This is a genomic window from Flavobacterium sp. AJR (assembly GCF_002156885.1).
Classification (GTDB): Bacteria; Bacteroidota; Bacteroidia; order Flavobacteriales; family Flavobacteriaceae; genus Flavobacterium.
In genome coordinates this window covers 1-13,933 of sequence record NZ_NCWQ01000094.1, presented here as the reverse complement: position 1 = coordinate 13,933, position 13,933 = coordinate 1, and the positions used below count along the sequence as shown (strand labels likewise).

Genomic DNA, 13,933 nt, shown 5'->3' with positions numbered 1-13,933 from the left:
CTCGAGTATTCAATTTTAGGAACTTGCAAGTTAAAAAAATGTGCGCTCAAGGCGAAATTTAATCGATAAAGCGAATTAAAATCGGATAAAGTACATACTAGAATAAATTCAAGAGGCCTTTTTTGATTAAAACATAAATCACAAATTCTCTTATATAAAAAAAGCTCCATTTCTGGAGCTTTTTTATTTAAATTATGCTTGTCCTGCTGGACCGAAGTTAAGCGGTATTGGTGCTTGTTCCGTTTCTTTGATTTCGCCATGAGCGGTTTCAAAACGATGAATATTTTCACCAATTGCTCTTAACAATCGTTTAGCATGTTGTGGTGTCAAGACAATTCTTGACTTTACCTTGGCTTTAGGAATACCTGGCATAATGCTTACAAAATCTAAAACAAATTCTGAAGAAGAATGATTGATAATTGCTAAATTAGAATAAATTCCTTCAGCGATTTTTTCATCTAACTCAATATTAATTTGCTCTTGTTGTTGATTCGGATTACTCATAGTTTCCTAAATTAATAAATATATTCTTCTTTATTAGCCATCATTTCATTGTAATCATCTTTAGAACCTACAATTGTATGATCGTATTCTCTCATACCTGTTCCTGCAGGAATTCTATGTCCAACAATTACATTTTCTTTCAATCCTTCTAAGTAATCTACCTTACCTGCTACTGCAGCTTCGTTAAGTACTTTAGTTGTTTCTTGGAAAGAAGCAGCAGAAATAAATGATTTAGTTTGTAGCGAAGCTCTTGTAATACCTTGTAAAACTGGCGTTGCAGTTGCAGTAATTACATCTCTAGCTACAACTAGATTTTTATCTGTACGTTTTAATAATGAATTTTCATCACGTAAATCACGAGGAGAAATAATCTGACCCGCTTTTAATACGCTAGAATCTCCAGCATCTTCAACAACTTTCATTCCGTATAATTTATCGTTTTGAACGATGAAATCTTTAGTATGAATTAGTTGATCTTCTAAGAATAAAGTATCACCTGGATCTTGTACTCTTACTTTACGCATCATCTGACGAATAACAACCTCGAAGTGTTTGTCATTGATTTTTACCCCTTGTAAACGGTATACCTCTTGAATTTCATTTACCAAGTACTGTTGAACAGCAGCTGGACCTTGAATTCTTAAAATATCGTCTGGAGTAATAGCACCGTCTGACAATGGTACACCTGCTCTAACGAAGTCATTCTCCTGAACTAGAATTTGGCTTGATAATTTAACCAAGTATTTTCTAATGTCACCAAATTTAGATTCGATAACAATCTCACGGTTACCTCTTTTGATTTTTCCAAAAGAAACAACTCCATCAATTTCAGAAACTACAGCTGGGTTTGAAGGATTACGAGCCTCTAACAACTCTGTAATTCTTGGTAAACCTCCAGTAATATCTCCTGATTTAGAAGAACGACGTGGAATTTTTACCAATACTTTACCAGCTTTAATTTTCTCACCATTTTCAACCATCAAGTGGGCTCCAACAGGTAAGTTATAAGAACGAATCAATTCACCTTCTTTACCGTAAACCAATAAAGTTGGGATTAATTTTTTAGCTCTAGATTCAGAAATTACTTTTTCCTGGAATCCTGTTTGCTCATCAATTTCAACCATGAACGATTGTCCTTGCTCTAAATCTTCGTAAGCAATTTTACCAGTAAACTCAGAAACGATAACTCCATTATATGGATCCCATTTACAAATTACATCACCTTTAACAACCGATTGACCATCTTTAACAAAGATACTTGAACCGTAAGGAATGTTGTTTGTACTTAATAAGATACCTGTTCTTTCATCAATTAATTTCAATTCGGTAGAACGAGAAACTACAATATCAACTGAGTTACCTTCGTTATCCTCACCTTTAACAGTTTTTAAATCTTCGATTTCTAGTTTACCGTTAAATCTTGTAACGATGCTAGACTCCTCAGAAATACCACCCGCAACCCCTCCAACGTGGAAAGTACGTAATGTTAACTGTGTACCTGGCTCTCCAATAGACTGAGCTGCAATTACTCCAACCGCTTCTCCTCTTTGAGTCATTTTACCAGTAGCTAAGTTTCTACCGTAACATTTAGCACAAATACCTTTAAGCGCTTCACAAGTTAATGGAGAACGAACTTCAACTTTCTCTACTGGAGAAGCTTCAATCGCTTTCATTATAGCTTCTGTGATTTGCTCACCAGATCTAACTAAATAGTCACTAGTTAAAGGATTAATTACATCTTGTAATGCAACACGTCCTAAAATTCTTTCTCCTAATGATTCTACAATCTCCTCATTCTTTTTCAATGCAGAAACTTCAACACCTCTAAGAGTACCACAATCCTCAATGTTAACAATAACATCTTGAGAAACGTCATGTAATCTTCTAGTTAAGTAACCAGCATCGGCAGTTTTAAGAGCCGTATCCGCAAGACCTTTACGAGCACCGTGAGTAGAGATAAAGTACTCAAGGATAGAAAGACCTTCCTTAAAGTTAGAAAGAATCGGGTTTTCAATAATCTCACCACCACCAGCAGTAGATTTTTTAGGCTTAGCCATCAAACCACGCATACCAGTTAACTGACGAATCTGTTCCTTAGAACCCCTCGCCCCAGAGTCAAGCATCATATATACCGAGTTGAAACCTTGTTGGTCTTCTCTAATATTTTTCATTGCTAACTCAGTTAATTGAGCATTTGCAGAAGTCCATACGTCAATAACTTGGTTGTAACGTTCGTTATTAGTAATAAGACCCATGTTATAATTCACAGAAATACCTTCAACTTGCTCTCTGGCATCTGCAATTAATTTTGTTTTTTGTTCTGGAATTCTAATATCACCAAGAGAGAATGATAAACCTCCTCTAAATGCGAATTTATACCCCATATCTTTCATATTGTCTAAGAAGGCAGCCGTCATAGGTACATTGGTAGCGCTTAAAACGTGTCCAATAATATCTCTAAGGTTTTTCTTAGTCAATACATCATTTATGTATCCTGCAGCTTCTGGTACCACTTCATTAAACAATACACGACCAGCGGTAGTTTTAATAATCTGATACACTAATTCTCCAGCTTCATTAAAATCTTTTGCTCTAATTCTCACTGAAGCATTCAATTCTAATCTTCCTTCATTTAATGCAATATTCACTTCTTCTGCAGAGTAAAAAGTTAAGCCTTCACCTAAAATTTTATGATCTGGAGTAGAAAGACGCTCTTTGGTCATATAGTATAGACCCAAGACCATATCCTGAGAAGGTACAGTAATTGGCGCACCGTTAGCAGGGTTCAAGATATTGTGAGAAGCCAACATTAATAATTGAGCTTCCAAAATAGCCTCTGGTCCTAATGGTAAGTGTACCGCCATTTGATCCCCATCAAAATCGGCATTAAATGCCGTACAAACTAACGGGTGCAATTGGATTGCTTTTCCTTCAATTAATTTTGGTTGGAATGCCTGGATACCTAATCTGTGTAACGTAGGAGCACGATTCAGTAAAATTGGGTGACCTTTAATTACATTTTCAAGGATATCCCAAACTACAGGCTCTTTTTTATCTATAATTTTCTTAGCAGATTTTACCGTTTTAACAATACCTCTTTCTATCAATTTACGGATAACGAAAGGCTTGTAAAGCTCAGATGCCATATCTTTAGGGATACCACATTCGAACAATTTTAATTCCGGTCCAACAACAATTACCGAACGAGCAGAATAATCCACACGTTTTCCTAAAAGGTTTTGACGGAAACGTCCTTGTTTACCTTTTAATGAATCTGATAATGATTTTAATGGTCTGTTTGATTCTGTTTTAACTGCAGAAGCTTTACGAGTGTTATCAAATAATGAATCTACAGATTCTTGTAACATACGTTTTTCGTTTCTTAAGATAACTTCTGGAGCTTTAATCTCCATTAATCTTTTCAAACGGTTGTTACGGATGATTACACGACGGTATAAATCATTTAAATCTGAAGTTGCAAAACGACCTCCATCAAGTGGCACAAGCGGACGTAATTCTGGTGGAATAACTGGAACCACTTTCATAATCATCCATTCTGGACGGTTTTCGCGGTTTAAGTTAGACTCACGGAAAGACTCAACTACTTGTAATCTTTTTAATGCTTCTGTTTTACGTTGTTTAGATGTTTCATTGTTAGCACTGTGTCTTAGTTGGTAAGATAACTCATCTAAGTCGATACGTGCTAATAAATCCATAATACACTCTGCTCCCATTTTGGCAACAAATTTATTAGGATCAAAATCATCTAAATATTGATTGTCCTGAGGAAGAGAATCTAAAATATTTAAATATTCTTCTTCAGTTAAAAAGTCTAATCTTTGTAAAGATTCTCCATCTGCATTTTTAGCAATACCTGCTTGAATTACTACATATCTTTCGTAGTAAATAATCATATCTAATTTCTTAGAAGGAAGTCCAAGGATATAACCAATTTTATTAGGAAGAGAACGGAAGTACCAGATATGAGCAATAGGCACAACAAGGTTGATGTGTCCTACTCTATCACGACGTACTTTTTTCTCAGTAACTTCAACACCACAACGGTCACATATAATACCTTTGTAACGAATTCTTTTGTATTTACCACAAGCACATTCAAAATCCTTAACAGGTCCGAAGATTCTTTCGCAAAAAAGTCCGTCACGTTCTGGTTTGTGAGTTCTGTAGTTTATTGTTTCTGGCTTTAAAACCTCTCCTCTTGATTCTTTCAAGATAGATTCTGGTGAAGCCAATCCAATAGAGATTTTATTAAATCTTTTAACTGGATTTTTATCTTTATTATTATTTCTATTATTCATCATAGTTTTTACTATTGATTTATTTGCTATTAAAAATTGATTTTAGATTATAATCTACATCTTTTAAAAGTTACCTTATAAAAGAGTTAAATCATTACGCTGCTACCTCGGGTTACTTCTCTAAACTTCAAACTCATTTTTTGAAGCGCTAGTTATAAAATGCCTTGCATTATTATAAAAAATCGGAACGGGTTACGGGTATAAATCTTAAAAACTTTAATTCTTGTAAACAGTTTCAGTCCCAGTTTTCAGCGTTGAACTGAATACTGAGACTGTGACTGATAACTTATATTTATTCTTCTAGACGAATATCAAGTCCTAGACCTTTCAATTCGTGCATCAATACATTGAATGATTCTGGTAAACCTGGTTCTGGCATAGACTCTCCCTTAACGATTGCTTCGTAAGTTTTAGCTCTACCAATAACGTCATCCGATTTAACAGTTAAGATTTCACGTAGTGTACTTGATGCTCCATAAGCCTCAAGTGCCCAAACCTCCATCTCTCCAAAACGCTGACCTCCAAATTGAGCTTTACCTCCAAGTGGTTGTTGAGTAATCAACGAGTATGGTCCGATAGAACGTGCGTGCATCTTATCATCTACCATGTGTCCTAATTTCAACATGTAAATTACACCTACAGTTGCTCTTTGGTGGAAACGTTCTCCAGTTCCTCCATCATATAAATATGTATGACCGAATCTTGGTATTCCTGCTTCGTCAGTCAATTCATTGATTTGATCTAAAGTAGCACCATCAAAAATTGGAGTAGCAAATTTTCTACCTAAATTTTGTCCAGCCCAACCTAAAACCGTTTCATAAATCTGACCAATGTTCATACGAGATGGTACCCCAAGTGGATTCAATACGATATCTACAGGTGTTCCGTCTTCAAGGAAAGGCATATCTTCATGACGAACGATTCTTGCAACAATACCTTTGTTACCGTGACGTCCTGCCATTTTATCCCCTACTTTCAACTTACGTTTTTTAGCAATATAAATTTTTGCTAATTTCAAGATTCCAGCTGGTAATTCATCTCCAACAGTAATAGTGAATTTCTCTCTTCTTAAAGATCCTTGTAAGTCATTCAGCTTAATTTTATAGTTATGAATTAAATCATTAACCATTTTATTAGTAGCATCATCAGCAACCCATTGACCTTTACTTAAGTGAGCAAAATCTTCAACAGCATAAAGCATTTTTTGAGTATATTTTTTACCTTTTGGTAAAACTTCTTCACCCAAATCATTCATTACACCTTGAGATGTTTTACCGTTAACGATCAAGAATAATTTTTCAACCAATCTGTCTTTTAATTCAACAAATTTAGTTTCAAATTCCATTTCTAAAGCGCCTAAAGCATCTTTATCTTGTGTACGTTTACGTTTATCTTTTACGGCTCTTGCAAATAATTTTTTGTCAAGAACTACACCATGTAAAGAAGGAGAAGCTTTTAATGAAGCATCTTTAACATCACCTGCTTTATCACCGAAGATTGCACGAAGCAATTTCTCTTCAGGAGTAGGATCTGATTCTCCTTTTGGAGTAATTTTTCCGATAAGAATGTCGCCAGGCTTAACCTCTGCTCCAATTCTAATCATACCGTTTTCATCTAAATCTTTAGTAGCTTCTTCAGAAACGTTAGGAATATCATTAGTTAACTCTTCGTTACCTAATTTTGTATCTCTAACTTCTAATGAATAATCATCTACGTGAATTGACGTAAAGATATCATCACGAACTACTTTTTCAGAAATTACAATCGCATCCTCAAAGTTATATCCTTTCCATGGCATGAACGCAACTTTTAGGTTACGACCTAAAGCTAATTCTCCATTTTGTGTAGCATATCCTTCTGACAATACCTGACCAAGTGCAACTCTATCACCTTTCTTAACGATTGGTTTCAAGTTAATACTTGTTCCTTGATTGGTTTTTCTAAATTTAATTAGATTATATGTTTTTTCATCAGACTCAAAACTAACCATTCTTTCTTCTTCAGAACGATCGTATTTAATAGTAATGATGTTTGCATCAACATATTCTACTGTTCCATCACCTTCAGCATTAATCAATACTCTAGAATCAGACGCAACCTGACGCTCTAAACCTGTTCCTACAATAGGAGCTTCAGGGCGAATTAAAGGTACTGCCTGACGCATCATGTTTGATCCCATCAAGGCTCTATTCGCATCATCATGCTCTAAGAAAGGAATCAAAGATGCAGAAATAGAAGCAATTTGATTTGGAGCAACGTCTGTATAATCTACCTGAGTTGGTTCGATTACTGGGAAATCACCTTCCTGACGCGCAATTACGTTATCAGCAATAATTTTTCCGGTTGCATCCATTTCGATGTTTGCTTGTGCAATCATCATTCCTTCTTCTTCTTCAGCACTTAAATATACTGGAGTAGTTTCAAGATCTACAACACCGTTAGTTACTTTACGGTAAGGTGTTTCGATGAAACCCATTCCGTTAACTTTAGCATAAACACCAAGAGATGAAATCAAACCAATGTTTGGTCCCTCTGGAGTTTCAATTGGACATAAACGTCCGTAATGCGTATAGTGAACGTCACGTACCTCGAAACCAGCTCTTTCTCTAGAAAGTCCACCAGGTCCAAGTGCAGATAATCTTCTCTTGTGCGTAATCTCAGCTAGTGGATTCGTTTGATCCATAAATTGAGATAACTGGTTAGTACCAAAGAAAGAGTTGATAACTGATGATAATGTTTTAGCATTAATCAAATCAATTGGTGTAAACACCTCGTTATCTCTAACGTTCATTCTCTCACGAATAGTTCTAGCCATACGCGCTAAACCAACACCGAATTGTTGAGACAATTGTTCTCCAACTGTTCTAACACGACGGTTTGATAAGTGATCAATATCATCAATCTCTGCTTTAGAGTTGATTAACTCGATCAAATATTTTACAATGGTAATGATATCTTCTTTGGTAAGCACTTGCTTTTCCATTGGGATATCTAAACCAAGTTTTTTGTTCATTCTATAACGACCAACTTCACCTAAGTTATAACGTTGATCAGAGAAGAACAATTTATCTATAATACCACGAGCAGTTTCCTCATCAGGCGGTTCTGCGTTACGCAACTGACGGTAAATGTGCTCAACAGCTTCTTTTTCAGAGTTTGTTGGATCTTTTTGTAATGTATTGTGGATAATAGCATAATCTGCTTGATTATTATCCTCTTTATGTAACAAAATAGATTTAACGTTAGAATCGATGATTTCTTCAACATTATCTTTGTCGATAATAGTATCTCTATCAAGGATGATTTCGTTACGTTCGATAGAAACTACCTCACCAGTATCTTCATCTACGAAATCCTCGTGCCAAGTGTTTAATACACGTGCAGCAAGTCTTCTTCCAATATATTTTTTAATTCCTGTTTTAGAAACTTTAATTTCTTCAGCAAGGTCGAAAATTTCAAGGATATCCTTATCTCTTTCGAATCCAATTGCACGGAATAAAGTTGTAACAGGTAATTTTTTCTTTCTATCGATATAAGCGTACATTACGCTATTAATATCTGTAGAAAATTCTATCCAAGAACCTTTAAAAGGAATTACTCTGGCAGAATAAAGTTTTGTTCCATTTGCGTGGAATGATTGACCAAAGAAAACCCCTGGAGAACGGTGTAATTGAGATACTACTACACGCTCAGCACCATTGATAACAAAAGTACCGCTTGGAGTCATATAAGGTATTGTTCCAAGATAAACATCTTGTACAATAGTTTCAAAATCTTCGTGTTCTGGATCAGTACAATATAGTTTTAACCTAGCTTTTAAGGGCACACTATAAGTAAGACCTCTCTCTATACATTCTTGAATTGTATAACGTGGTGGATCAACAAAATAATCTAGGAACTCCAATACAAAGTTATTTCTTGTATCTGTGATTGGAAAGTTTTCCATGAAGGTGTTGTACAACCCTTCGTTGCCTCTTTCGTCAGATTTAGTTTCTAATTGAAAAAAATCTTTAAAAGATTTAACCTGAACATCTAGGAAATCTGGATATACAGGAATATTTTTTGTAGAGGCAAAATTCAATCTTTCAGTCTGATTTGTTATCATCAATGGACAAAATTTTGATTAAAAAAAAGTAATTTTTTGTGTAAAAACACACTGTTTAATCTATACTTTCTTATTATAATCAATACATCTTTAAAAATAAACTGACACAATTCTGTTTAATTTTTTTTCTTCGTATTGATCAAAAACTTTTTCGTATTTTAAACTATTTGATAATAAAACTTGTTATATTTTATTATACGAAAAATGGTTTAGGCCATTGAGATAACTCAAGACCTAAACCTAGTTCTTAAAACTGAGTTGAATTATTTAAGCTCAACTACAGCTCCAGCTTCTTCTAATGATTTTTTAAGACCTTCAGCCTCTTCTTTAGAAACACCTTCTTTAACGTTACTTGGAGCACTATCAACTACATCTTTAGCTTCTTTAAGACCTAAACCTGTAAGTTCTTTTACCAATTTAACTACAGCTAATTTAGAAGCACCAGCTTCTTTTAATACAACTGTAAATTCAGTTTGTGCTTCTTCAGCAGCTACATCACCACCAGCAGCAACTACAACAGCTGCAGCAGCAGGCTCAATACCATACTCGTCTTTTAATATTGTTGCTAATTCGTTAACTTCTTTAACTGTTAGGTTAACTAATTGTTCTGCGAATTGTTTCAAATCTGCCATTTTTTCTATCGTTTAAAATGATTTGTAAAATATAATTATTTATTGTGCGCTATTTAAGCAGCAAGGAAATAAGCTCCCTCGCATTTATAGTTATTATGCTTCTGCCTCTTCGCTGTTTGCGAATTGGTTTTGTAAAGCAGAGATAACTCTTTGAGCTGGAGATTGAAGTAATCCAATAAGTTCTCCAAGAAGCTCTTCTTTAGATTTGATAGTTGCTAACGCATCTAATTGATCATCTCCAATGTAAACTTCTGAATTAATATACGCTCCTTTTAAAACTGGTTTATCAGATTTCTTACGGAAATCTTTGATAATTTTTCCAGGTGCATTTGCAACATCTGAAATAAATATAGCGCTATTTCCTGTCAATACTGAAGGTAAATCACCATAGTCATTCGCAGAAGCTTCCATTGCTTTTGCAAGCAAAGTATTTTTAACAACCTCTAATTTAATACCTGCTTTAAAACAAGCTCTTCTCAAGTTTGAAGTTGTTTCTGCGTTTAATCCAGAAATATCAGATACATAAATAATATTTGTACCAGCTAACTGTGCAGTTAAATCTTCAATCGCGATTGATTTTTCTTCTCTAGTCATACTAAAAATTATTAACTACCAATTATACTGCTTTAGGGTCCAATGCAATCGCAGGACTCATAGTGCTTGTAAGGTGAATACCTTTAATGTAGGTACCTTTAGCAGCAGTTGGTTTAAGTTTGATTAATGTTTGAATAATTTCGTGTGCGTTGTCATAAATTTGTTCAGCTCCAAAAGAAACTTTACCAATTCCTGCGTGCACGATACCAGTTTTATCAACTTTAAAGTCAATTTTACCAGCTTTAACCTCTTGAACAGCTTTTGCAACATCCATAGTTACAGTACCTGTTTTAGGGTTTGGCATTAAACCTCTAGGTCCTAAAATACGACCTAATGGACCTAATTTACCCATTACAGCTGGCATAGTGATGATAACATCAACATCTGTCCAACCATCTTTTATTTTTTGTAAATAATCATCAAGACCTACATAGTCTGCTCCTGCTGCTAAAGCTTCCGCTTCTTTGTCTGGAGTAACTAATGCTAATACTTTTACATCTTTACCAGTTCCGTGAGGTAATGTTACTACACCTCTAACCATTTGATTCGCTTTTCTTGGATCTACACCCAAACGCACTGCGATATCAACAGACTCATCAAATTTTGCAGAAGCTATAACTTTAATTAATGCAGCTGCATCTTTCAAAGAGTATAGTTTGTTCTTTTCAATTTTTGAAGCAGCCTCTTTTTGCTTTTTTGTCAATTTTGCCATGTCTTTCTCTTAATTAAAAAGGAGAATCTCCTGATACAGTTATACCCATAGATCTAGCTGTTCCAGCGACCATACTCATTGCAGACTCCATAGTGAACGCATTTAAGTCTGGCATCTTGTCTTCAGCAATAGCTCTAATTTGTTCCCAAGTAACACTAGCTACTTTTTTACGATTAGGCTCTCCTGAACCAGATTTTAGCTTTGCAGCTTCCATTAACTGAACTGCTGCTGGAGGAGTTTTTACAACAAAATCAAATGATTTGTCTTTATACACAGTAATTTGTACTGGGCATATTTTGCCAGGTTTATCTTGTGTTCTAGCATTAAATTGCTTACAGAACTCCATGATATTAACCCCAGCAGCTCCTAAAGCAGGTCCAACCGGTGGCGACGGATTCGCAGCACCTCCCTTAACTTGTAGTTTAACTACCTTACTAATTTCTTTAGCCATTTTTTAAAAAATTTAACACTGCAATTATTGGAAGCAATTGTAGTGGTTATTATAGATGTAACAAAAATTATACTTTTTCTACTTGCATAAAACTTAACTCTAATGGAGTTTTTCTTCCGAAAATCTTAACCATTACTTCTAGTTTACGCTTTTCTTCATTGATTTTTTCAACTGTTCCATTGAAACCATTGAAAGGTCCATCAATTACCTTAATTGTTTCTCCTAGGTTAAAAGGAATTGAACGTGTATCTGTATTAACAGCCAGCTCATCTACCTTACCTAGCATTCTATTTACCTCTGATAATCTAAGCGGAACAGGCTCACCACCTTTAATTTCGCCTAAAAAACCAATTACACTAGTTATTGATTTAATAATATGAGGTATTTCACCAACTAAATTGGCTTCGATCATAACATATCCAGGAAAATATACTTTATCCTTAGCTATTTTTTTTCCCTCTTTTACAGTTACAACTTTTTCAGTAGGAACTAAAACCTGAGAGACATAATCACCCATACCTAATCTGGCAATTTCAGTTTCGATGTAAGCTTTGACTTTATTCTCTTGTCCGCTTACTGCTCGAACGACATACCACTTTTTCACATTATTATCTGCCATTACAAAAAAATTACGCTTTTATCCAGTTAAAAAATCCAGCCAATGCTTTTGCAAAAAATTCATCTACTCCCCAAGTTGCCAAAGCGAATAAAACTGAAAATACAGCTACTACAATTGTCAATCGTTGTACTTCTGCCCAAGCTGGCCAAGTCACATTTGACTTCAATTCCTCGAATGCTTCTGATATGTAATTAACAACTTTTGTCATGATATATTTATTATTGCACGGGCGGAGGGATTCGAACCCCCATCAACGGTTTTGGAGACCGCTATTCTACCCTTGAACTACGCCCGTTTATTAAAAAAAACCAGTAGCAGCGAAGCCGCTACTGGTTTTATATTTGTTTTATAGAATTACTCTACAATCTCAGTTACCTGACCTGCACCTACAGTTCTACCACCTTCACGGATAGCAAAACGTAAACCTACGTTTAATGCGATTGGGCTTAACAAAGTAACATCAATAGTTAAGTTGTCTCCTGGCATAACCATCTCTACACCCGTTGGCAACATAATAACTCCAGTTACATCTGTTGTACGAACATAAAATTGTGGACGGTAGTTATTGTGGAATGGTGTGTGACGACCACCTTCTTCTTTTTTCAAGATATAAACCTCAGCTTTAAATTTAGCGTGTGGTTTAACCGAACCTGGCTTACAAATAACCATTCCTCTTTTGATGTCTTCTTTTTGAATACCTCTTAAAAGAATACCTACGTTATCTCCAGCTTCACCTCTATCAAGGATTTTACGGAACATCTCAACTCCTGTAATAGTAGAAGTTAATTTTTCAGCTCCCATACCAATGATTTCAACAGGATCTCCTGTATTAGCAACTCCAGTTTCGATACGACCTGTAGCAACAGTTCCACGACCTGTAATAGAGAATACATCTTCAACTGGCATCAAGAAAGGTTTTGCAACGTCTCTGATTGGCTCTTCGATCCAAGCATCAACAGCTTCCATCAATTCAAGAATTTTAGGAACCCAAGCAGGATCATTATTCAATCCTCCTAAAGCAGAACCTTGAACAACAGGACCATTATCTCCATCATACTCGTAGAAAGATAATAAATCTCTAATTTCCATTTCAACTAGCTCTAACAACTCAGCATCATCAACCATATCCACTTTGTTCATGAAAACAACGATTCTTGGAATACCAACCTGACGACCTAATAAGATATGCTCACGAGTTTGTGGCATTGGACCATCTGTAGCAGCAACAACAAGAATAGCACCATCCATTTGAGCAGCTCCAGTAACCATGTTCTTTACGTAATCCGCGTGACCAGGACAGTCAACGTGAGCGTAGTGACGGTTAGCAGTTTCGTACTCAACGTGTGATGTATTAATTGTAATACCTCTTTCTTTCTCCTCTGGAGCGTTGTCGATTTGATCAAACGATTTTGCTTGACAGTAACCTGCATCAGACAATACTTTAGTGATTGCTGCAGTTAATGTAGTTTTTCCGTGATCCACGTGTCCAATTGTACCTATGTTTAAGTGCGGTTTGGAACGATTAAAATTCTCCTTTGCCATTTTACTTAATTTTTAATCTTAGTTATATATTAATTTTCAATTTCCTACTTACTTGAGCCAATGTCGGGAATTGAACCCGAGACCTCTTCCTTACCAAGGAAGCACTCTACCCCTGAGCTACACCGGCAGAGTTTCAATTTTTAATTTTAGACTCTTGATTTTAGATTAAAAACAAAAACTGAATCAAATTCATTTTCTCTTTCAGAAATCTAAATTCTGAAATCATTAATCTGAAATCAAAATTGTGGGGAGAGCAGGATTCGAACCTGCGAAGTTCACACAGCAGATTTACAGTCTGCCCTCGTTGGCCGCTTGAGTATCTCCCCATTTTTTTTATCAATATTTGCATGACCTATTTCAAATCGCATTTGAAACATTTTGAGCCGGCGGAGGGACTCGAACCCACGACCTGCTGATTACAAATCAGCTGCTCTAGCCAACTGAGCTACGCTGGC

General features: G+C 35.5%; 10 protein-coding genes and 4 tRNA genes. All 14 read right to left on the bottom strand.

Going from position 1 to position 13,933, the window contains the following annotated elements; translation table 11 throughout:
- Window positions 1-192: 192 nt before the first annotated feature.
- The 14 genes from B8T70_RS20150 to B8T70_RS20085 all read right to left on the bottom strand — a co-directional run bounded on the left by B8T70_RS20150 (window position 193) and on the right by B8T70_RS20085 (window position 13,933).
- Window positions 193-504, bottom strand: a complete 312-nt coding sequence (locus B8T70_RS20150) for a DUF3467 domain-containing protein (protein ID WP_039117576.1) — start codon at window positions 502-504, stop codon at window positions 193-195.
- 11 nt (window positions 505-515) lie between these two features.
- Window positions 516-4,826, bottom strand: a complete 4,311-nt coding sequence (rpoC, locus tag B8T70_RS20145; protein ID WP_039111369.1) for a DNA-directed RNA polymerase subunit beta' — start codon at window positions 4,824-4,826, stop codon at window positions 516-518.
- A 289-nt stretch (window positions 4,827-5,115) separates the two neighbouring features.
- Window positions 5,116-8,928 carry a DNA-directed RNA polymerase subunit beta gene (gene rpoB, locus B8T70_RS20140; RefSeq protein WP_039111370.1) on the bottom strand — a complete coding sequence of 1,271 codons (3,813 nt, stop codon included), beginning with the start codon at window positions 8,926-8,928 and terminating at the stop codon, window positions 5,116-5,118.
- 263 nt (window positions 8,929-9,191) lie between these two features.
- Entirely contained in the window at window positions 9,192-9,560 is a 369-nt protein-coding gene (rplL, locus tag B8T70_RS20135) for a 50S ribosomal protein L7/L12 (protein WP_039111372.1), read from the bottom strand.
- A 93-nt stretch (window positions 9,561-9,653) separates the two neighbouring features.
- Window positions 9,654-10,154: a 50S ribosomal protein L10 gene (rplJ, locus tag B8T70_RS20130; protein ID WP_039111374.1), complete on the bottom strand. Its 501-nt coding sequence runs from the start codon at window positions 10,152-10,154 to the stop codon at window positions 9,654-9,656.
- Window positions 10,155-10,176: 22 nt separating this feature from the next.
- Window positions 10,177-10,866, bottom strand: coding sequence for a 50S ribosomal protein L1 (gene rplA, locus B8T70_RS20125; protein ID WP_039111376.1), 690 nt, complete (start codon window positions 10,864-10,866; stop codon window positions 10,177-10,179).
- Window positions 10,867-10,879: 13 nt separating this feature from the next.
- Window positions 10,880-11,317 carry a 50S ribosomal protein L11 gene (rplK, locus tag B8T70_RS20120; RefSeq protein ID WP_035619182.1) on the bottom strand — a complete coding sequence of 146 codons (438 nt, stop codon included), beginning with the start codon at window positions 11,315-11,317 and terminating at the stop codon, window positions 10,880-10,882.
- Between the two features lie 67 nt (window positions 11,318-11,384).
- Window positions 11,385-11,936 carry a transcription termination/antitermination protein NusG gene (gene nusG, locus B8T70_RS20115; protein ID WP_039111377.1) on the bottom strand — a complete coding sequence of 184 codons (552 nt, stop codon included), beginning with the start codon at window positions 11,934-11,936 and terminating at the stop codon, window positions 11,385-11,387.
- 10 nt (window positions 11,937-11,946) lie between these two features.
- Window positions 11,947-12,144, bottom strand: coding sequence for a preprotein translocase subunit SecE (gene secE / locus B8T70_RS20110; protein WP_035619188.1), 198 nt, complete (start codon window positions 12,142-12,144; stop codon window positions 11,947-11,949).
- A gap of 16 nt (window positions 12,145-12,160) precedes the next feature.
- Window positions 12,161-12,231: transfer RNA gene (locus B8T70_RS20105), tRNA-Trp, on the bottom strand.
- A gap of 59 nt (window positions 12,232-12,290) precedes the next feature.
- On the bottom strand, window positions 12,291-13,478 hold the full coding sequence (gene tuf, locus B8T70_RS20100) for an elongation factor Tu (RefSeq protein WP_039111379.1): 1,188 nt from the start codon (window positions 13,476-13,478) through the stop codon (window positions 12,291-12,293).
- A 55-nt stretch (window positions 13,479-13,533) separates the two neighbouring features.
- Window positions 13,534-13,605 (bottom strand) — tRNA-Thr (locus B8T70_RS20095).
- 118 nt (window positions 13,606-13,723) lie between these two features.
- Window positions 13,724-13,804 (bottom strand) — tRNA-Tyr (locus tag B8T70_RS20090).
- 55 nt (window positions 13,805-13,859) lie between these two features.
- A tRNA-Thr gene (locus tag B8T70_RS20085) sits at window positions 13,860-13,933 on the bottom strand.